Origin of the sequence: Xanthomonas hortorum (assembly GCF_024339125.1) — a bacterium.
GTDB classification, from domain to species: domain Bacteria; phylum Pseudomonadota; class Gammaproteobacteria; order Xanthomonadales; family Xanthomonadaceae; genus Xanthomonas; species Xanthomonas hortorum.
Genome location: NZ_CP101417.1, coordinates 3,292,762 through 3,313,529 on the forward strand (window position 1 = coordinate 3,292,762; position 20,768 = coordinate 3,313,529).

At 63.7% G+C, this 20,768-nt stretch carries 18 protein-coding genes and 2 pseudogenes; 13 read left to right on the forward strand and 7 right to left on the reverse strand.

Annotated features, from left to right (window positions below):
- Positions 1–90: 90 nt before the first annotated feature.
- The 4 genes and pseudogenes from NMB96_RS14145 to NMB96_RS14155 form a co-directional block, all read left to right on the forward strand.
- Entirely contained in the window at positions 91–1,128 is a 1,038-nt protein-coding gene (locus NMB96_RS14145) for a hypothetical protein (protein ID WP_255085065.1), read from the forward strand.
- Between the two features lie 355 nt (positions 1,129–1,483).
- A pseudogene (locus NMB96_RS23395) lies at positions 1,484–1,681 on the forward strand (XopE/AvrPphe family type III secretion system effector); the annotation flags it as partial.
- A gap of 279 nt (positions 1,682–1,960) precedes the next feature.
- The gene (gene xopAH, locus NMB96_RS14150; protein ID WP_425520928.1) at positions 1,961–2,944 is read left to right on the forward strand and encodes a XopAH/AvrB family type III secretion system effector; all 984 of its coding nucleotides are present in this window, start codon (positions 1,961–1,963) and stop codon (positions 2,942–2,944) included.
- A gap of 277 nt (positions 2,945–3,221) precedes the next feature.
- A pseudogene (locus tag NMB96_RS14155) lies at positions 3,222–4,106 on the forward strand (S8 family peptidase); the annotation flags it as partial.
- A 150-nt stretch (positions 4,107–4,256) separates the two neighbouring features.
- Here the strand turns inward: NMB96_RS14155 and smpB are convergent.
- A complete protein-coding gene (gene smpB, locus NMB96_RS14160; protein ID WP_006449452.1) occupies positions 4,257–4,760 on the reverse strand; it encodes an SsrA-binding protein SmpB in 504 nt (167 codons plus the stop codon).
- A gap of 60 nt (positions 4,761–4,820) precedes the next feature.
- On the opposite strand from smpB, the gene NMB96_RS14165 reads away from it, so the two are divergent.
- Complete coding sequence (locus tag NMB96_RS14165) at positions 4,821–5,252, forward strand: type II toxin-antitoxin system RatA family toxin (RefSeq protein ID WP_023903534.1); 432 nt, start codon at positions 4,821–4,823, stop codon at positions 5,250–5,252.
- Between the two features lie 3 nt (positions 5,253–5,255).
- Entirely contained in the window at positions 5,256–5,531 is a 276-nt protein-coding gene (locus tag NMB96_RS14170; RefSeq protein WP_023903535.1) for an RnfH family protein, read from the forward strand.
- 273 nt (positions 5,532–5,804) lie between these two features.
- Here the strand turns inward: NMB96_RS14170 and NMB96_RS14175 are convergent, their stop codons facing one another.
- Entirely contained in the window at positions 5,805–6,200 is a 396-nt protein-coding gene (locus tag NMB96_RS14175) for an outer membrane protein assembly factor BamE (RefSeq protein WP_006449455.1), read from the reverse strand.
- 104 nt (positions 6,201–6,304) lie between these two features.
- Here NMB96_RS14175 and fur point away from each other — a divergent pair, with 104 nt between their 5' ends.
- Positions 6,305–6,715 (forward strand): ferric iron uptake transcriptional regulator, encoded by a 411-nt coding sequence (fur, locus tag NMB96_RS14180; protein ID WP_006449456.1) that lies wholly within the window; start codon positions 6,305–6,307, stop codon positions 6,713–6,715.
- 118 nt (positions 6,716–6,833) lie between these two features.
- On the opposite strand, the gene recN is transcribed toward fur, so the two are convergent.
- Positions 6,834–8,498, reverse strand: a complete 1,665-nt coding sequence (recN, locus tag NMB96_RS14185; protein WP_043889748.1) for a DNA repair protein RecN — start codon at positions 8,496–8,498, stop codon at positions 6,834–6,836.
- A 116-nt stretch (positions 8,499–8,614) separates the two neighbouring features.
- On the opposite strand from recN, the gene hrcA reads away from it, so the two are divergent.
- The 6 genes from hrcA (at position 8,615) to NMB96_RS14215 (ending at position 15,948) form a co-directional block, all read left to right on the forward strand.
- Positions 8,615–9,667: a heat-inducible transcriptional repressor HrcA gene (gene hrcA / locus NMB96_RS14190; protein WP_255085067.1), complete on the forward strand. Its 1,053-nt coding sequence runs from the start codon at positions 8,615–8,617 to the stop codon at positions 9,665–9,667.
- 101 nt (positions 9,668–9,768) lie between these two features.
- The gene (grpE, locus tag NMB96_RS14195; RefSeq protein ID WP_023903539.1) at positions 9,769–10,287 is read left to right on the forward strand and encodes a nucleotide exchange factor GrpE; all 519 of its coding nucleotides are present in this window, start codon (positions 9,769–9,771) and stop codon (positions 10,285–10,287) included.
- A gap of 141 nt (positions 10,288–10,428) precedes the next feature.
- On the forward strand, positions 10,429–12,354 hold the full coding sequence (gene dnaK, locus NMB96_RS14200) for a molecular chaperone DnaK (protein WP_006449460.1): 1,926 nt from the start codon (positions 10,429–10,431) through the stop codon (positions 12,352–12,354).
- 160 nt (positions 12,355–12,514) lie between these two features.
- Positions 12,515–13,645, forward strand: a complete 1,131-nt coding sequence (gene dnaJ / locus NMB96_RS14205; protein ID WP_023903540.1) for a molecular chaperone DnaJ — start codon at positions 12,515–12,517, stop codon at positions 13,643–13,645.
- A 270-nt stretch (positions 13,646–13,915) separates the two neighbouring features.
- A complete protein-coding gene (pdxY, locus tag NMB96_RS14210) occupies positions 13,916–14,824 on the forward strand; it encodes a pyridoxal kinase (RefSeq protein ID WP_023903541.1) in 909 nt (302 codons plus the stop codon).
- Positions 14,821–15,948, forward strand: a complete 1,128-nt coding sequence (locus tag NMB96_RS14215) for a prephenate dehydrogenase (protein ID WP_023903542.1) — start codon at positions 14,821–14,823, stop codon at positions 15,946–15,948. Before pdxY ends, NMB96_RS14215 begins: the two co-directional genes overlap by 4 nt.
- A gap of 283 nt (positions 15,949–16,231) precedes the next feature.
- Here NMB96_RS14215 and NMB96_RS14220 read toward each other — a convergent pair whose 3' ends face one another.
- From NMB96_RS14220 to NMB96_RS14235, 4 genes are all read right to left on the reverse strand, one after another.
- Positions 16,232–16,444, reverse strand: a complete 213-nt coding sequence (locus NMB96_RS14220; RefSeq protein ID WP_023903543.1) for a hypothetical protein — start codon at positions 16,442–16,444, stop codon at positions 16,232–16,234.
- Positions 16,445–16,587: 143 nt separating this feature from the next.
- Entirely contained in the window at positions 16,588–17,991 is a 1,404-nt protein-coding gene (locus NMB96_RS14225) for a TolC family protein (protein ID WP_023903544.1), read from the reverse strand.
- A complete protein-coding gene (locus tag NMB96_RS14230; RefSeq protein ID WP_023903545.1) occupies positions 17,988–19,073 on the reverse strand; it encodes an efflux RND transporter periplasmic adaptor subunit in 1,086 nt (361 codons plus the stop codon). Before NMB96_RS14230 ends, NMB96_RS14225 begins: the two co-directional genes overlap by 4 nt.
- Positions 19,057–20,745, reverse strand: a complete 1,689-nt coding sequence (locus tag NMB96_RS14235) for an ATP-binding cassette domain-containing protein (protein WP_023903546.1) — start codon at positions 20,743–20,745, stop codon at positions 19,057–19,059. The genes NMB96_RS14230 and NMB96_RS14235 overlap by 17 nt, the downstream gene beginning before the upstream one ends.
- Between the last annotated feature and the right edge of the window lie 23 nt (positions 20,746–20,768).

A 20,768-nucleotide genomic window follows, 5' to 3' on the forward strand; every position in this document is an offset into this window, starting at 1 on the left:
CTAGCGTAACGATTGCACCGATAGTCGCCCAGAAGGAAACTGAGGGCTTCCGCGTTACTCTAAATTGCACCGCAATGAGTCGATAAGCCATTGATACAGATCAAGGACTACAAACTTGGCCGGGTAAAAGCGGTAGTTCGCTTAGCCGAATCGAACGCAAACCGTTCCGCTGAGAAGGCCTTGAACGTGCTGAAGGTTGGCTTATGGTTCGAGGGGCTGCGGGCGCGTATGGGCCGTCCGACGGCCTATCGCCTGGGTCAGGTTTTGCAGCCCGGCACCTACCTCAAGGGCGAGCACCATCACAATTTGTGGGCCAAGTACGCCCTGGGTAAGCACGTCCCCGGCGCCGAAACTCTCCGCACCACAGAAGCAGCCATGGCAGGCTCCAGTGAAATCCTCATGGCAGCAGCTTGGGACGCGCTGGACATCTCCCGCCCTGTTGGGGTAAGTGCCGACACGCTGCTAAAGCGGTTGGGACCCGGGATCCAGATGGCGATCTTCGATCAGCAGGCGTTGGAGCGCGGACGCTATGTGCGGCGTAAAGCAACGCGCCAAGTGACTCGACGCCTGGAGGGACAAGCGGGCCTGGATAGCCTAGCCGCGCTCGTCGTATTGCTTCGAGAAGCGCATGAAGCAGGAAATCAAGGGCGGGCTTTTGAACTCGGGCGTTCGCTGCACGCCAGCCTGTTCCTGGCCACGATTGAGGGTCCGCTGTGGGAGATCGCAGAGGAGCTGTTCGCCTACTTCATCTGCTTCATTTTTCCGTTGGCAGAAGACAAGGAGCTTGCGTTTGATCTGCATCCAAGGATCATGCAAAGGCAGGCTTTCTGCTTCTCCCGCGTCGTACTGCAGCTAGAGGACGCTGGATGGGATGGCTATCTCCCGGGCGGGCATACCCGGCAGCTGCGTCGGTTGCTGACGATTGATTTTGGTTTCGATCTGTTCTTTGGGCTCGGACCACGCTTTCGGCTGACTCAGCCGGTCGAACAATCCAGCGAGAACGCCAGGCGATGGGTCGCAGAGCAAGACATTGCATGGGAGTGGGGACTGAGGACGCTTCAAGCCGGCAGGCGCGAGCGCCTGATGCCGGATGAGGTGAGAGATCGAATTGCCGCTTCGGGCGCCTGAACTTCCTTCGCTTTGACATGAACCCTCCTCACGGCCTCAATCGGCCTTCTCGTAAGCGCCCGTGGAATCGGATGTTGAACCCCTCTGCTCCAAGACTTCGCACCGAAGTGTTCGATTACATCGATATGTAATACAAGCCGATCGAGGGTCGGGGGGGGGATTCGTAAAAAAAGCAAAAAGTGATCTAACCTGCTGTCAGAAAAGGATTTTTTCAAGAATCCCTGCCAAGCCTCTATAGAGGCTCGAGAATCCCGCGCGTCAATGCTTCGTCGTCCCAGCTATGACTTCGGTGAGCCAGCGCGAATCGGAGAGCTTCTCGCCAAACTTGCTCCGACAGTCACTGTAGGAGATCAACATGGGTCTATGCGTTTCAAAGCCGAGCGTGGCGGGCTCACTTGAGGATTATGCAGCCCACGCCGCAGAGCAGACCACGCCCTCTACGCCGTCATCTCCCGAGGCGCCCATGTCACCTAGCCTGTATGGCTTGGGGTCACTCGGGGCTCGTAGGGCAAGGCGGGCTGGCGCCGGCCATTTGCCGCACAAAGTTCAGCAGCACGGGGAAAACGTAGCGCTGGCAGCTATCGACATGGCGCTGTCCAGACCGTGGGAGAAAGTGACCGTGGAACTGAAACATCGCCGCCCCCACCAGGCGCTGGCTCCAGAGGAACGAATCAGTTCTGATGTGCAGCTGCAAGTGCTTTACACCGAGGAACAAGGCGAACATACGCTCCACATTGAAAGCAGTCGCTTCCATGAGCCGAGACATCAATCCCTCACGGAGTGGTCCCAGACGTTGTTGAGGGAGGCTGCCTTCGCGGCTCTGGCGCCCGGCATGCAGGGGCTGAACCATAGTATCACCTCGGTATCGCCGCCTATCCGCAGGTCACTGCCAGGACCTGCTACCGAGTGCAGTCTGTCGCCCGCACAGGTCGCGCTGACGGGCGTGGCACGATGGCCAGATCCGCGCGTCAACCAAGAGTCAACCCCAGAGAATCAAGAGTATGGCCGCCGATTTTATGCCACTGCGCGGGAAGGTGGCGAACGTATTGCAAGCGGGCAGATCCAGACCTTCCGGCAGTTGTGGGATTTCTCAGGCGCAGCACGTCATAGCTGGGCTACACAACAAAATCCGCAGGCAGAGGGCCCCGGTCAAACGAAAGGAAATGCACAGCCATTTGCGGCGGGCTACCCACGGCAAAAGAACGTCTCCACGCCTCTTACAAAACACTATGCATATCTGCGACCAAGGGTGCGCCAGCTTCCGCTGATCCGGCAAGCGAACGACCTTGTTGCAAAAAGTGAGCAGGCGCTGCCCAAAACATTCATGGCGCATGATGTTTTCGAAATGGTAGGTGTACTGAATGGGGCAATGATACCGCTCACCCAATTAAAGCTGGCTGTGAATCCTGACGACTTCTACCATTCGCTCGCCCAGCAAGGGCGGAAAGGAAACGGTCTGCAGGTTGAAGGCTCAGCTTTTCCATTTGTCATTGAGCACACACCATTCGGAATGGTGCAGCCGATCATGAATCATGTCGAAACCTTGTTTAGCAACTTAATCGCACAACGCCACGATCCCGCCAGCCTGATGCCGACGCTGGGTAGTCTCCACTGGTGGATGGCGCATGCCATGCCTGACAGTAGAGGAAGCGCTGCGAAGACCGAATTGGCCGTCCGAGCATTGGCGCATGCGCATGGTATCGAATTACCACCTTTCGCGCATGGAATTGCAGCAGATCTGGAGGCATTCGTCACAGACCGCGAGAGCTTCAGTTCCCGCTACGCGGACTTCTTCGAACTGCCGGAGCAGGCGTGATCGGCCCGCGCCTGCTCTAGCTCTGCCGGCGTTTAGGCTCCGTGAGAATCCCTCGCTAGCAGTACGTGGCCGCGCAGTCCTCCCGCAGGCGGCGCTGGGCGCTCTATAAGCGCTGCCTCTGACCAGCAGCAGGCCAGCCGAGTTGCATCCTCCTTGCCTGGCTGCGCTGACTTTGCAAGTCACAACCGTCCAGCCTAAATGACGTCGCCGTCCAGTTTGGCTGATAGCTTCGTCCAGTTTATTTAGTGTCAGCGTCCACTTGCTTGGCTGTATGTAGCGTGGCGCGCCTAAACGATTGACGCGCGCAGATGGCGATGCATTCGCCAGACTCGATCGGCATGGGCACGGCACCCATATCGCCGGCATCATCGCCGGCCAATCTCGCGCGGTGATCGCGGACGTGGAGGGCAATCCCGGTAAACCACAGGAGTTCGCCGGCATGGCGCCGGACACGCAGTTGTATGGATTCAAGGTGCTGGACGACACCGGAAACGGTCGCGATTCCTGGATGATCAAGGCGGTGCAGCAAGTGGCGGCGATCAACGAGCGCGCAGGCGAGTTGGTCATCCACGGGGTCAACCTGAGCCTGGGCGGCTACTTCGACCCGGAGAGTTACGGCTGCGGTTTTACGCCGTTGTGCAACGAGTTGCGCCGGCTATGGCGGCAAGGTGTACTGGTTGTCGTTGCCGCCGGCAACGAGGGCATGGCCTGGTTGATGCGCAACGACGGCGATGCATATCCGGCCAACATGGATCTGTCGATCAGCGACCCGGGCAATCTGGAAGACGCCATCGTGGTCGGCTCGGTGCACAAGAGCAGCCCGCACAATTACGGCGTCTCGTATTTTTCGTCGCGCGGGCCGACCGCCGATGGCCGCGGCAAGCCCGATGTGGTCGCACCAGGCGAAAAGATCCTGTCGGCCTATTACGACTTCGACCCGAACGATGCGGCCAGCCTGATGGTGGAGATGAGCGGTACCAGCATGGCCGCACCGCATGTCTCCGGCGTATTGGCCGGCTTCCTCTCCGCACGCCGCGAGTTCATCGGCTTTCCGGATCGGGTCAAGCAACTGCTGCTGGAAACCAGTACCGACCTGCAACGCGATCGCTATGTGCAGGGCAGGGGGGTGCCGAATCTGATGCGGATGCTTGGGAGGACGTGATTCGGGATTCGGGATTGGGGATTGGCAAAAGCACGTCAGGACGCTGGTGGCTCCCATCGTGTGGATGGCGCAAAGACGTTGCTACATCTGAATCAGCAAGCAGCATTTGCGGTTACGAATTCCCAATGCCGAATCCCCAATCCCGGCCCCTCACGCATCGCGATTATGCCGCCGCATCACGCGCTGCTTGTCGCGCTGCCAGTCGCGGTCCTTGGCGGCGTCGCGCTTGTCGTGATTCTGCTTGCCCTTGGCCAGTGCGATTTCCAGCTTGACCTTGTTGTTGCTCCAGTACAGCGCAGTGGGCACCAGGGTGTAGCCGTCGCGTTCGACGCTGCTCAGCACCTTGTCGATTTCCCGACGATGCAGCAGCAGCTTGCGGTCGCGGCGTTCCACCGGCACGGTGTGGCTGGAGGCCTGGATCAGCGGTGTGATCTGCGCGCCGATCAGGAAAATCTCGCCGGAGCGCACATACGCGTAGCCGTCAATGATATTGGCGCGGCCGGCGCGAATCGCCTTGACCTCCCAGCCCTGCAGGGCCAGGCCGGCTTCGTAGCGCTCTTCCAGGTGGTACTCGTGGCGCGCACGCTTGTTCAACGCGATGGTTTTCGTGGCCGTCGCGCCGTTTGCTTTATCCTTGGCTGGTTTCTTGCTCATGCCGCTATTGTCGCCGATTCGGTGTCTTCAAACGATCTTCTGTCTTTCACAAGTTAGAGAATGCCTACCATCCGTCGCAGCGCACTGGTCGAACACAGCGCCACCCGCATGTTCGATCTGGTCAATGATGTCGCCGCCTATCCGCGCCGTTTCGGCTGGTGCGATGCTGCCCATGTGCTTGAGCAGGACCAGGCGCATATCGTGGCGCGCCTGGATCTGGGACTGGCGTCGTTCCGCACCTGGTTCACTACCGAAAATCGGCTTGAGCGTCCGGAACGTATCGTCATGCATCTGCGCGACGGCCCGTTCAAGCGTCTGGAAGGGCTGTGGGAATTTCAGTCGCTCGGCGAAAACGCCTGCAAGGTCAGTTTGACGATGGAAGTGGAGACCAGCTCGCGTCTGCTGGGTCCGGCGCTGGCGCTGGGCTTTCAGGGGCTGGCCGATCGCATGGTCAACGATTTCGTGCGGGTCGCCGATCGCGGCGACGTGTAAGCCATGCAGGTCGAAGTGGTGTTGGCCTGGCCGGATCGCTACAGCTCGATGCAACTGGATCTGCCTGACGGCGCCACGGTAGCCGAGGCGATTGCCGCTTCTGGTCTGGCGGTGGATCAGCCAATCGCAGCGCAGGCGATTCATGGGGTAATTGCGCGACCGGATCAGGTGCTGCGCGATGGCGACCGAGTCGAATTGCTCAGGCCGCTGCTGCTGGATCCGAAAGAGGCGCGTCGCCGCCGTGCCGGACCCAGCAAAAAAGCCGGTCCCAACGCCTAGTCGTTTGCCAGCGCTGCGACGCACGTGCGCGGTGCGGCACAGCGAACTCTTCCGGTCCCGAGAAGCCGAACCTAGCCGTTGGTTCGGACAAGCGCCTGTGGACACGACGCAGCCGACAAAAAACGCGCTGTATCGGTGTCAGGGCCCGCGCTGCAGTCCTTGATTGAACACGTCTTTCCGACCAGCCAAAAATGAAAAACGCATCCGTTCGAAGGGATGCGTTCTCTGGTCCTGCCAACACTCAGACGATCGCAAAATCGCCGAGCAGCCGCATCAACGGCCGCGCTGCTTCTTCTTGTCGCGCGCCAGATTGCGGCCGAACTGCTTGGGTGCCGACTTGGCGAGCTGCTCGTCCTGGGCCGGGAAATAATCGCCCTCCCAACGGGTAACCTGCTCGTTTTCGAAGTACACCACGAAGTTCTTGACCTCGGTGTGCGCCAGACGGTCTACGCGCTGGGTAGACGTGTAGTCCCAACGCTGCGCATGGAACGGGTCGGGGATCGAAGGAGTGCCCAGCAACGCGCTGACCTGCTGCTTGCTCTGGCCGACCTGGAGTTGCTCCACGGCATTCTGTTTGATCAGATTGCCCTGGTAGATCGGCTGCTTGTAGATGATGCCGCAGCCAGCGGTGGAAAGAGCAACGGCGGCGACCAGCAGGAGATTGCGCATCGGGGATTAAGTGCTGAGGAAATCACGCCGATGATACACTCCCCCCGGTCGCCGCGACCCGTTTGAAGGCAGCTGGCGCTAAATCGCCAATGAACGGAGAACGTATGGAAACCCACGACCTGCGCAAAGTCGGGCTCAAGGTGACCCATCCGCGGATGCGGATACTGGAATTGCTCGAACAAAAGAGCAATCACCATCACCTCAGCGCAGAAGACATCTATCGCCAGCTACTCGACCACGGCGACGAAATCGGTCTGGCCACGGTGTATCGGGTGCTGACCCAGTTCGAGGCTGCCGGCCTGGTGCTGAAGCACAATTTCGAAGGCGGCCAGGCTGTCTATGAGCTGGATCGCGGTGGCCACCACGACCATATGGTCGATGTGGATACCGGCCACGTGATCGAGTTCGAAAGCGAAGAGATCGAGGCGCTGCAGCGCCAGATCGCCGCCCAGCACGGTTACGAGCTGGAAGAGCATTCGCTGGTGCTGTACGTGCGCAAGAAGCGTGTGCGCTAAACCCGGCGCGCAGCACGGCGGCAACGACAAGGCGGCTTCGGCCGCCTTGTACGTTTGCAGAGGGTAGCCGCCTCGACAACGCCGAGCGTGTCGCCCGGCAATCCAGCAATCCAGCCGATTACGCGCTCTGCAGCAGCTTGCGTGCGGCCGCGCGAGCCTCTTTGCTCACTTCCACACCGCCCAGCATGCGCGCCAGTTCTTCCTGACGGGCCTGCGGGCCGAGCAGTTCGACCGCGCTCTGGGTCATGCCGTCCACCGGCGCCTTGCTGACCCGGTAATGCGCGTGGCCCTTGGCGGCGACCTGCGGCAAGTGGGTGACGCACAGCACCTGGCGCTCTTCGCCCAGGGCGCGCAGCTTCTGCCCGACGATGTCGGCCACCGCGCCGCCGATGCCGGAATCGACTTCGTCGAAGACCATGGTCGGCACGCTGTCCAGCCCCAGTGCAGCCACTTCGATCGCCAGAGAAATCCGCGACAGCTCGCCGCCGGAGGCGACCTTGCGCAGCGCGCGCGGCGGTTGCCCGGCGTTGGCGGCGACCAGGAATTCGACCCGCTCGGCGCCGTTCGGGTCCGGGCGCAGGGTGTCCTGCGGCTGCAACTGGATCAGGAACTGCCCGCCGCCCATGCCCAGCTCGCCGATCAGCGTGGTGGTGGCGGCCGACAAGGAGTCTGCCGCGGTGGTACGGCTGGCGCTGAGGGCGGCGGCGGCGTTGCGCCAGACGTCGGTTGCGGTGGCGATGTGCTTGTCCAGCTGCTGCAGGCGTTCGTCTGCGCCGCGCAGGCTTTCCACTTCCTGGCTCATGCGGTCGCGCTGCGCGGCCAGTTCGTCCGGGGTCACGCGGTGCTTGCGCGCCAGATCGTGCAGACGGCCGAGCCGGCGTTCCATCGCTTCGAACTGTGCCGGGTCGGCATCCAGGTCGTCGCGTACGCGGTCGAGCAGGGCCAGCGCTTCGTCGATCTGGATTGCGGCACTGTCCAGCAGTGCGTCCACCTCCCCAAGGCGCGGCTCGTGTTCGGCGACGCGGGCCAGGTCGTGGCGGCTGCCTTGCAGCAGGCCCAGCGCCGATGCGCCATCGTCGCCGTTGAGCTGCTGGACGACGCTTTCACAGGCGCCGATCAGCGCGGTGGCGTGCGCCTGACGACGATGATTGACGTCCAGCGCGGCAATTGCGGCCGGGTCCAGGTCTTCGCGTTCGAGTTCGCCCAACTGGTGTTCGAGAAAGCCGATACGGTCGGAGACATCGCCCTGCGCCGAGAGCGCATCGCGCTCGTCCAGCAGCGCCTGCCACTGCCGGCTGGCCTGGCGCACCTGTTCGCGCTGCGCGCTGTTACGTGCGTAGGCGTCGAGCAGGGTGAGCTGGCTGTGGCGGGCCATCAAGGCCTGGTGCTCGTGCTGGCCGTGGATTTCCACCAGCCGTGACGCCAGCTCGGACAGTTGCGAAGAGGTGACCGGGCGGCCGTTGATCCAGGCGCGCGAGCCGCCATCGGCGCGGATGATGCGGCGCAGTTGGCATTGCGCGTCGTCGTCCAGTTCGTTGTCGGCCAGCCAGGTCAGGCCAGGGTGTTCGCTGGGCAGCTGGAATTCGGCCGAGAGCTCGGCGCGGTCGGCGCCGTGGCGCACCACGCCGCTGTCGGCGCGCAGGCCGGACAGAAAGCCCAGCGCATCCACCATCAGCGACTTGCCGGCGCCGGTTTCGCCAGAGACCACGGTCATGCCCGGCCCGAATTCCAGTTCGGTGGCGCGGACGACGGCGAAATCCTTGATGGAGAGGTGTCTGAGCATGGGATCGAGTGTGGACGCTTTGGGCAAGCTTAGGGTGGGAGGGGCGGCGAGGGAATGAGACCCTTGCCAATCACGGGGCCAGAGATTATCTATGCCCAGTCTCACCGGATGATCCCATGCGCGCGTCACAGTCCCCAACGCTCGACCCCCGCGCACGCCAGTTGCTACGGACGCTGATTGCCCGTTACATCCGCGACGGCGAGCCGGTGGGCTCCAAGACGCTGGCCCAGCATGCGGGGCTGGATGTCAGCCCGGCCACCATCCGCAATATTCTGGCCGACCTGGAAGATGTGGGGCTGCTCAGCTCACCGCACACCTCGGCCGGGCGTATTCCTACCGCACACGGCTACCGCGTGTTCGTCGATAGCCTGGTGCAGATGCAGCCGCCGGGCGAGGAAGAAGTGCGCCGCCTGCGCGCCGAGCTTGCCAGCGGCAACGGGACTCAATCGTTGCTGGGCAGCGCCTCGCAGATGCTGTCGGCGATGAGCCACTTCGTCGGCGTGGTCAGCGCGCCGCGGCGCGAGCAGTTCGCGTTCCGGCATATCGATTTCGTGCCGCTGGATGCGCGGCGGGTGCTGGCGATTCTGGTGTTTGCCGACAACGAGGTGCAGAACCGGGTGATCGAGCCGCGCCGCGCTTACGAGCCCGCCGAGCTGGAGCGGGTGGCCAATTACCTCAATGCGCAGTTTGCCGGGCGCGCGCTGTCGGACATCCGCGCCTCGCTGCTGCGCGAGCTGCGCGTGGCCAAGAACGAGATGGAGCAGCTGCTGGCGCACAGCGTGGACCTGGCCAGCGAGGCGCTGGTGCCGGCCGAGGTCGACGACATGGTGATGGCTGGGCAGACCCGGCTGATGGGCGTGCAGGACCTGTCGGACCTGGACCGGCTGCGCGAGCTGTTCGAGGCTTTCGCTAGCAAGCGCGAGATCCTGCAGCTGCTCGAACGCACCATCCAGGCGCCTGGCGTGCGCATCTTCATCGGCGAGGAGACCGGCATGGTGTCGCTGGAAGACGTCTCGCTGGTCACCGCGCCGTATGCCGCCAATGGCCAGGTGCTGGGCGTGCTTGGGGTGATCGGGCCTAAACGCATGGCCTACGACCGCCTGATTCCGCTGGTGCAGACCGCCGCCCAGGTGCTGGGCGCGGCCATGGAACCGCACGCATCGCGATAACCGGAGTCGATCGGGGCGATCGTTTTGCTTGAAACGCGCGCGGGCGCCCACATACGGGGTGACGTTGGGGCGGGCGTTCCGCCGGCCCGGGAACTGTGCACATGAACCAAGACCACTCCGAATTCGACTCCGAAGACCTGTCCCAGAACCCACCCGAGACCGATCCGCTCAAGGCCGAGATCGAATCGCTGCGCAGCGAGATCGCGCTGGTCAAGGCCGACGCCCTGCGCGAGCGCGCCGATCTGGAAAACCAGCGCAAGCGCATCGCCCGCGATGTCGACAATGCACGCAAGTTCGCCAACGAGAAGCTGCTGGGCGAGCTGTTGCCGGTGTTCGACAGCCTGGATGCGGGCCTGACCGCCGCCGGCAGCCAGCCCAGCCCGCTGCGCGACGGTCTGGACATGACCTACAAGCAGCTGCTCAAGGTGGCCGCCGACAACGGCCTGACCCTGCTCGATCCGGTCGGCCAGCCGTTCAACCCGGACCAACACCAGGCGATCAGCCAGGGCGAGGCTGAGGGCATCGCACCGGGCCACGTGGTGCAGGTGTTCCAGAAAGGCTATCTGCTCAACGATCGCCTGCTGCGCCCGGCCCTGGTGGTCGTGGCCAAGCACGACTGAAGGCTGCTGCCGGCTGAACTGGCCGGCGCGGACGCGGAACGCAGATTCGTACAGGTGGCTTGAACACCTGCGCACCACCCCCACATCTCAGCCAGACCCGGCGTCGCCGGAAACAGCTACAGAATCATCAGGAGCGTATCCATGGGCAAGATCATTGGTATTGACCTCGGCACCACGAACTCGTGCGTGTCGATCATGGACGGCGGCAAGGCCCGCGTCATCGAAAATTCCGAGGGCGATCGCACCACGCCTTCGATCGTCGCCTACACCAAGGACGGCGAAGTGCTGGTGGGTGCCTCGGCCAAGCGCCAGGCGGTCACCAACCCGAAGAACACCTTCTACGCGGTGAAGCGCCTGATCGGCCGCAAGTTCACCGACGCCGAAGTGCAGAAGGACATCTCGCACGTGCCGTACGGCATCCTCGCCCACGACAATGGCGATGCCTGGGTGCAGACCAGCGATGCCAAGCGTATGGCGCCGCAGGAAATCTCTGCACGCGTGCTGGAAAAGATGAAGAAGACCGCCGAGGATTTCCTGGGCGAGAAGGTCACCGAGGCCGTGATCACGGTGCCGGCCTACTTCAACGACAGCCAGCGTCAGGCCACCAAGGACGCCGGCCGCATCGCCGGTCTGGACGTCAAGCGCATCATCAACGAGCCGACCGCTGCAGCCCTGGCCTATGGCCTGGACAAGAATGGCGGCGACCGCAAGATTGCGGTGTACGACCTGGGCGGCGGCACCTTCGACGTGTCGATCATCGAAATCGCCGAAGTCGATGGCGAGAAGCAGTTCGAAGTGCTGGCCACCAATGGCGACACCTTCCTGGGCGGCGAAGACTTCGACAACCGCGTCATCGAGTATCTGGTCGACGAATTCAACAAGGATCAGGGCATCGATCTGCGCAAGGATCCATTGGCGCTGCAGCGCCTGAAGGACGCCGCAGAGCGCGCCAAGATCGAGCTGTCGACCAGCCAGCAGACCGAAGTGAACCTGCCGTACGTCACCGCCGATGCATCGGGCCCGAAGCACCTCAACATCAAGTTGACCCGTGCCAAGCTCGAAGCGCTGGTGGAAGACCTGGTCAAGAAGTCGATCGAGCCGTGCCGCACCGCGTTGAACGATGCCGGCCTGCGCGCCAGTGATGTCAACGAAGTGATCCTGGTCGGCGGTCAGACCCGTATGCCGAAGGTGCAGCAGGCGGTTGCCGATTTCTTCGGCAAGGAACCGCGTAAGGACGTCAACCCGGACGAAGCCGTGGCCGTTGGCGCCGCGATCCAGGGCGGCGTGCTGGCCGGCGACGTCAAGGACGTGCTGCTGCTGGACGTGACCCCGCTGTCGCTGGGTATCGAAACCATGGGCGGCGTGTTCACCAAGATCATCGAAAAGAACACCACCATCCCGACTAAGGCCTCGCAGACCTTCTCCACCGCCGAAGACAACCAGTCGGCCGTGACCGTGCACGTGTTGCAGGGTGAGCGCGAGCAGGCCCGCTTCAACAAGTCGCTGGCCAAGTTCGACCTGTCCGGCATCGAGCCGGCGCCGCGCGGCATGCCGCAGGTGGAGGTGTCTTTCGACATCGACGCCAACGGCATCCTGCACGTATCGGCCAAGGACAAGAAGACCAACAAGGAGCAGAAGGTCGAGATCAAGGCCGGGTCGGGCCTGTCGGACGAAGAGATCCAGCGCATGGTCGCCGACGCGGAAGCCAACCGCGAAGAAGACAAGAAGTTCCAGGAACTGGTGCAGACCCGCAATCAGGCCGATGGCCTGATCCACGCCACCCGCACCGCGATCACCGAGCATGGCAGCAAGGTCGGTGGCGATGTGATCGGCAAGGTGGAAGCGGCGCTGTCGGATCTGGAAAAGGCCATGAAGGGCGACGACAAGGCGCAGATCGAAGCGCGCAGCAAGACCCTGGAAGAAGCCGGCCAGTCGCTGTACGCGGCAGCCGCCGCGGCAGAGCAGGGCGGCAACGCCGATGCAGCCAGCGGCAATGCGCAGGCGTCCAAGGCGGCCGATGACGTGGTGGACGCCGAGTTCACCGAGGTCAAGGACGACAAGAAGTAAGCCGTGATTTGGGAGTCGGGAGTGGGGATTTGCACGCCGCTGTGCGTGTGAGTTCCCGCCCCGATATCCTTTACGCGTCGCGTCGCCAAGGCGGACCAGCACACGCTGTCCGCTTTCGCGTTTCAACGAATCTCAAATCACGAATCCCCAATACCGGCTTATGAGCAAACGCGATTACTACGAAGTGCTGGGCGTGGCCCGTGGCGCCAGCGACGAGGAGCTGAAGAAGGCGTATCGGCGCTGTGCGATGAAGCACCATCCGGACCGCAATCCGGGCGACGCTGCTGCCGAGGCGATGTTCAAGGAGTGCAAGGAAGCCTATGAAGTGTTGTCGGACGGCAACAAGCGCCGCGCCTACGATGCGCATGGCCACGCTGCGTTCGAGCACGGCATGGGCGGTGGTAGCGGTGGGCCGGGTGGCCCGGACATGGGAGATATCTTTGGCGATATCTTCGGCAATATTTTCGGCGGTGGCGCCGCCGGTCCGCGCGCTGCGCGACGTGGCGCCGACGTCGGTTACGTGCTGGAACTGGATCTGGAAGAAGCCGTTGCCGGCATCGAGCGACGCATCGAGATTCCGACCCTGATCGAATGCGATCCCTGCCACGGCAGCGGGTCGGAAGACGGCAAGGTGGAGGTGTGCGGTACCTGTCACGGACGTGGCCAGGTGCGCATCCAGCGCGGCATCTTTGCGATGCAGCAGAGCTGCCCGCATTGCGATGGGCGTGGCACGCTGATCCAGAATCCGTGCAAGGTCTGCCACGGCGCCGGCCGGGTGGAAGAAGACAAGGTGCTGTCGATCAAGGTGCCTGCCGGTGTGGATACTGGCGACCGCATCCGTCTGGCAGGCGAGGGCGAAGCCGGCCCCGCCGGTACACCGCCGGGCGATCTGTATGTGGAAGTGCGCGTACGCGAGCATGCGATCTTCCAGCGCGATGGCGACGACCTGCATTGCGAGGTGCCGATCCGCATTTCGCAGGCGGCGCTCGGCGACACCGTGCGTGTGGCAACGCTGGGGGGCGAGGCAGAAATCCGCATTCCGGCCGAGACCCAGACCGGTAAGCTGTTCCGTCTGCGCGGCAAGGGCGTGCGTTCGGTGCGTAGTCGCACCGAAGGCGATCTGTACTGCCGCGTGGTGGTCGAAACGCCGGTCAATTTGACCGCCGATCAGCGCGAGTTGCTGCAGCAGTTCGAGTCCACCTTCACCGGTGAGGATGCGCGCAAGCATTCGCCCAAGTCGGCCACGTTCATCGATGGCGTCAAGGGCTTCTGGGATCGGATGACGTCCTGAGTCAGGTGTTCTGATGCAACGAGAGCCGGGCGCGTGGACCACTGCGTGCCCGGCTTTTTTTGTGCCTTATGCCCGTAGTGCACGTGTACTGCACTGATCCGCTGCGTTGGCATCGCACTGTCGATGTCGATGTAGTGTCTCGTCTTGCAGCATGCAGTTGTGCTGCGCGTTGCCTCCGCGACATGCTGCATCTACAGCATGCCGCATCTACAGCATGCTTCCGGTGTTGCGCGGATAATGGCGCCATCTCCTTCGACGATGGCCGCCCCTATGAGCGATGCAACCGACAGCCACCTCGTCCACGGTCGCCGCCAGCGCCCGGATGGTCCTTCGCCGATCGATGTGATCTCGGTGCAATCGCAACTGGTCTATGGGCATGCCGGCAACAGCGCGGCAGTGCCGCCGTTGCGCGCGCTCGGGCTACGGGTGGCGGAAGTGCCCACCACGCTGCTGAGCAATGCGCCGTTTTACGCCACCTTGCGCGGGCGTATTCTGCCGGCCGATTGGCTGGCCGATCTGTTGCTGGGTGCGAGCGAACGTGGGCTGCCGCAACGCGCGCGCATTCTGGTATCGGGCTATTTCGGCAGCCTGGCCAATGGCGAAGTCTTTGCCGATTGGCTGGAGCAGACCTTGCCGCAGGCGCCGCAGCTGCGTTACTGCCTGGATCCGGTGATTGGCGACACGCACACTGGCCCATATGTCGAACCCGGACTGGAACGCGTATTCGCCGAGCGGCTATTGCCGCATGCCTGGCTGGTGACGCCGAATGCCTTCGAGCTTGGGCGGTTGACCGGTTTGCCGAGTCTGGAACAGGACAATGCCATCATTGCCGCGCGCGCATTGCTTGCGCGCGGCCCGCAATGGGTGCTTGCGCACAGCGTGGCCGGTGCGGCCGGCGAGCTGGTGACGTTGGCGGTCAGCAACGAGGCGGTGTATCGCTGGGCCACGCCGCATTTGCCGGTGGATGTGGCCGGTACCGGCGATGTGTTGATGGCGTTGCTGATCGGTTTCCTGTTGCGCGATGTGCCGTTCGAGCAGGCGGTGGGGCATGCGCTCAGCGGTGTGCATAGCGCACTGGAAGCGACGCTGTCTGCAGGGTATGAAGAGTTCGATGTGCTGGCTGCCGCGCCGGCCGCGCTGGCGGGTGCACCGCGCTTTGCCGTCGAGCGCTTGGCATGATCGCGCAGCCGGTGATCGGCATCGTCGGCATTGCCGGCGCCTACGGTCGATGGCTGGCGCAGTTTCTGCGCGTGCGCATGGGGCTGGAGGTGATCGGCTTCGATCCGGCCGAGGCCGGCGGCATGGACGAGGCGACCCTGGCGCAGCGTGCGGATGTGCTGATTTTTTCTGCGCCGATTCGCCACACCGCCGCATTGATCGAGCGCTATGTCGAACTTGCCGGGCCGCGCGCGGCATCGCAGTTGTGGATGGATGTCACCTCGATCAAGCAGGCGCCGGTCGCTGCAATGCTCACCTCGCAGGCCGACGTCGTCGGTCTGCATCCGATGACCGCACCGCCCAAGTCACCGACCTTGAAGGGGCGGGTGATGGTGGTTTGCGAGGCGCGTCTGCAGCATTGGTCGGCGTGGGTGCAGACGCTCTACAGCGCGCTGCAGGCCGAATGCGTGTACGCCACGCCCGAGCACCACGACCGCGTGATGGCCCTGGTGCAGGCGATGGTGCACGCCACCCATCTGGCGCAGGCCGGCACCTTGCGTGACTACGCGCCGCTGCTCGGCGAACTGCGCGCGCTGATGCCGTATCGCTCGGCCTCGTTCGAGCTGGATACTGCAGTGATCGCGCGCATTCTCTCGCTCAATCCGTCGATCTACGAAGACATCCAGTTCGGTAATCCGTACGTGGGCGAGATGCTTGATCGCCTACTGCTGCAACTACAGGAATTGCGCGCCCTGGTCGCGCAAGGCGACGACGCGGCGCGTGCGCAGTTTCGCGGTCGATTTCTGGACGACAACGCACAGGCACTGCAACGCGAGTCGCTTGCGGCGGGCAACTACACCTACGAGCGTGTTGGCTACCTGTTGGCCGATCTCACCGAGCCGTTGACGCTGAGCGTGTATCTGCCGGAGGATCAACCCGGCTCGCTGCGCGCGCTGCTGCATGTGTTCGAGCAGCATGGGGTGAATCTGTCGTCGATCCATTCCTCGCGCACGCCGGTGGGCGAGCTGCATTTCCGGATTGGGTTCGAGCCGAACAGCGACCGCGTTGCGTTGACGCAAGCTGCCAGCGAGATCGATCGCAGCGGGATCGGGCGGGTGCTGGAGCGTTCCGATCGCGTTGGGTAACCGTAGTGCCGGCGTGCGGTTGGTCGATGTCGATGTTGGTATCGGGCTGCCGGGATGTGAGCAGCAACCATGTGTGGTTTGACTGCAGCTGTAGGCGAGGAGTCGACGTCGCGAGTGATTGTCGCCTGGCTGATTGTCGCTTGGCGTAATGCCGCACACTCACAACATACATTTCATCCACACAGGGTGTGGATGAAATCTGCACAAGCATGTGGATAACTGCGTGCAGCCATTGCGCTGCAACGGCTGCGGCTTGTGTGGTTAAAAAATGACCAGAGCCATCTCAGGACGTCGAAAGCCGCAACTCGCCACCCTGGGTGACGAAACGTTGGCCTTGCCGTTGCAGGTGGCGGCCATCGGGGAGTTCGTAACGTGGCGCAGCGTGCGCGGTCGTGCAGGATTGCTGCGCGTTGGGGGATTCGAGCTCGTCGCGGAATTCGATGATGACGTAAGACTCGCCATCTGCACCGACTGCGGGAAATTGCCGAAAAGACATACGCACCTCCGAAAGATTCCAAGGTCGCAGTGCGAACCGCCAGGGACCGCACGACCGGCGCCGGGCCGGTGGAGGCGAGCATGCGCAGGCACGTGTTACCCGGGCGTCATTGCGCGATGCGGAAAAGTTCGAACGACGCCGGCTCAACGACTCAGCTGCAACGCATCCCGATCAGCCGTCGCGGCTGCCAGTTCGGCGCGCGCAGAGGCAATGCGCGCCTGAGCATCGATCAAACGCACGCGTGCGTCGTTGGCGGTTTCTTCGCGCTGATTGACCAGGAAGAAGTCGCCCGACCCAAGCTCGAAGCGACGCCGCTCGGCCGCGGCGAGACGGTCGGCCAGGCTGCGTTCTTCGTCGGCGATCTTGGCCAGGCGCTCGGCGGCGTTGAGCGAGATGACCACCGACTCGACCTCCACCGAGATCTGGTCGCGCAGGTAACGGCTGCGTTGATCCAGCGCTTCGATCTCGGCGCGCGCTTCGGCAACGCGGCCCTTGGCGGCACGGTTTTCCAGCGGCACGCTGAAACGGAAGCCGATGATGGCATCGGTGGGCGAGCGGTTCGGGCCGCCGACGCCGGGTTCGCCCAGATCCTTGCTGACTTCCAGGCTCACATCCAGGCGGGGTTTGAGATCGTTCTGCGCCAGCATCAGCCGCGCGGTGGCCTGATCGATGCGGGTCAGCACGGCGCGGTAGTCCGGGCGCTCCACCGGTGCGGTGATCTTGCTGGCGCCGGCAAGGCCTTCCAGTGCGGAGGTATCGGCCGGCAGGCGCTCGCTGGAGACGATCAGTGGCATGCCGGTGTCGTCGCGCAGATACAGCGACAAGGCATTGGCCGCGTTGGCGAAGTCCTGCTCCGAACGCACCACCAGCGCACGTCGGCGTACCAGGTTCTGGTCGTTTTCGGTCAGCAGGATGGTCGGCCGCGCGCCCAGCGTCACCTGCCGCGAAATCGCGTTGCGGCGTTGCTCGGCCAGTTGCAGCAGGTCGTTGTACGCGCGCAGTTTCAGGCCCGCCGCGACCCAGCTCTGGTACGCGTCCACCGCGCGTCGCTGCACGCCAATGGCCACCATTTCGGCTTCGTACTGGGCGACATTGATGTCGGCGCTGGCAACGCTGCGCTTGGTGCGGCGCTCGTCGACCACGCGGTCGCGCAACAGCGCGTACAGCGCGCCCACTTTCACTTCGCCGCCGCGGTCGGCGTAGGACTTGTCTTCGTAGACCGGGAACGAACCACGCGAGGAGCGGTAACCACCGTAGTAATAGCCGCCGTTGTTATCGAACGGCCGCTTGACCGTGCTTTCGATCGCGCTGCCGTCGTAATACCCGGCCTCGCGCGAACGGCCGTCGATATCGAACACGGTATCGAACGCGCCATCGGCCGAGATGCCCTTGCCTTCGGCCTGACGGACCTTGGCCAGCGATTCGACAATCTGCGGCGCGGAGCGGGCCGAGGACTGCAGCACTTCGTCCAGGGTCAGCGCAGTGGTTTGGGCCGCTGCCGCGCCCGGCGCGAACGCGATCAGCAAGAAGACAAGACGGCGGATCATTTTTTGCCGGTCTCGTCGTCTTCGGCCTTGGACGCTGCCGGTTTGGCTTTGCCCTCATCCTGCGTCGCCGCTGCCGGGCGCCGGCCGAATTCCAGCGGGAAGTTGTTGAGCTGGCGCCACAATTCGTAGCCGACCTTCACCGTTTCGCCCTGCACCCAGCCGCGCACCTTGCCGCCCTGGCGGGCGAACTCGCGCGCCGGCCAGGCCGGCTTGCCCGGCTGCGGTTCGACCAGGATGCGGAACAAGCCATCGGGCGCGGCGTTGGGGTCGATCGCGCGCACGCGGCCGTCGAACATGCCATGCGCCACCGACGGCCAGCCGCTGAACTGGATCGCCGGCCAGCCTTCGAACTCCAGCCGCACCGGGCGACCGGGGCGGATCAACGGCACGTCGCGGCCGTCGATGTACAGCTCGACCGCGCGCTCCACCCGCTCCGGCGCGATCACCGCCAGCACCGTGCCGGGCGAGACCATCGCGCTGCCGCTGGCGGCGTTGAGCTGCTGCACGCGGCCGTCGCGCGGCGCGCGCACCAATTGCGCGGACTGACGATTCAACTGGATATCGATGCGGGTCAGCTTGGCGCGCGATTCGGCCAGCTTGGCGTCGGCCTCGGCGACCTTGATCTGGGTCAGCTCGAAGTCGCGGCGGCCGGCCAGCCCTTCGGCGAGCAATTGCCTGCTACGTGCCACGTCGATGCTGGCAACCGCGCGCGATTGCTGGATCGCGGCGATTTCGGCCTGCACCTGTGCACGTTCGCTGGCCAGGCGAGTGAGCAGGTCCGGATCCAGATCGCCGACGCGCGCGATCGGATCGCCGCGCGAGACATGCTGGCCGTCGTGCACATACCAACGCTCGACCCGGCCGGGCACGAAGGCGGTGACCTGTTGCTGGCGGTCGCCCGGATCCAGCGCCACCACCTGGCCCTTGCCGCTGGCGGTCTGCACCCACGGCGCCAGCGCCAGGATCGCGCTGGCAATGGCAATGCCGATCAGCAGCATCCACGCCAGCGCCTTGGCGATGCTGGGTGGGCGCATTGCCGCCAGGGTGGGGAAGTGCGTGTTGTGATCAGGAGCGTGCTGCATCGTTCGCCTCCTGCGTCGATGCGATCAATTCGGCGCGCGTGGCAAAGCGCTGCTGCCGCTCCGGCTGCAGGTGGAACCAGCCATCCAGGGTGATGTCTTCCGGCCGGCCGGTGCACAGCAGCACCGTGGTGCCGGCCTCTTTCAGGCGACGCAAGACATCGGTCAGCCGATCGGCGGGAATCAGATCGTACAACTGCGCCAGCATCAGCACGCGCGGGCGCACCAGTAGCGCATTGGCCAGCTTCAACGCCATCACTTCGCCGATCCACAACGGGTAGCCCGATGCGGCCAGGCGCGTATCCAGACCTTGCGGGAGTGCGGCGATGCGGCCGCGCAACCCAACTGCATCGATCGCTTCCAGCATCGCTTCGGAGGTCACATCGGCCGACGCCAGCGCCAAATATTCGCGGATGGTGACCTCGACAATGGTCGGCCGGTCGAGCACCGTCACTTCCGAGCGCAGCAGATACATGTCGAAGGTGGCCATGTCTGCGCCGCCCACCATCACCAGCCCGCGATCGGGCACTACGTGGCGCTTGAGGATCATCGCCAGCAGCCGCTCCGCACCGCCATCGGCGATCGTCACCAGCTGCTCGCCAGCGGCCAGAGAAAAATCGAAACGTGCGCCGTCGATCACCACGCCATCCAGGCGCACCGCGCTGTTGCCGGGCGTTTTGCCACGCGCAACCACGGCGCGTTCCTGCGGGATCGCAAACAGCAGCGACAGCTCTTCCGAGCTCGCCACCAGGTCGTAAAACGCGTCCAGATAACCACCGAGTTGCGAGATGCCGTAGAAGACCGCGCTGAGGATCAGTTCGGCCGCGACCAGCTGGCCGATCGACAGCTCGCCGCGCAGGATCAGGTTGCCGCCCAGCGCCAGCAACGCCGCGCTGGCTACCGCGTAGACCAGCAAAAACGCCACCGTCTGCGTGAAGCTGTAGCGGAAATGGCGCCGGTGCCGGTCGACATACGCTGCAGTGACGGCTTCGGAGCGGTCCATCGCGAAATTGAGATGGCGGCTGGATTTATAGAAACCGTTCGAGCCGCCGACGCTTTCCAGCCAGCGTGCGGCCTCGTGCTTGGCATGGCTCAGATCGACCGCGGTGCGGATCGAACCGCGCGACCAGATCATCCAAATGCCGAAGATGACCAACAACAGCAATGCGTTGAAGCCGAGGAAGAACGGGTGGTAGAAACTGGTGAGTATCAGCCCGACCGCCGATTGCAGCACGATGGTGAAGGCGCCGATGGCCAGGCTTGGCACCGCTTTTTGCACCACCACCAGATCGAAGTAACGATTGAACATGTCGCCGCGGTTCTGATCGGCGAAGAACGGGTTTTGCGCATGCACCGCGCGCACCGTGATTTCGGAGACCACGCGCGCAAACAGGCGGCGCTCGAACAGCGCCATGACCCACACCCGCATCGCGCTCAGGCCGGCCACCAGCAGCAACAGCCCCAGCAGCAGGCTCGACAGCGTCCACAGCGGTGCGGGCAGCGCGGTGTTGGCCACGCTGTTGATCAGCAACTGCACCGAGATCGGCGTGGCCAGCGACAGCAGGCTGATCGCCACGCCATACACCATGGCCAGACGCACATACGGCATGTCCGGCCCGACGATCTCCGCCAGCCAGGCTCCCGCTTCCCGCCATCCGATCTGCTTGCCCGCCATTCGATTTCCGTTGATGAGTTCAA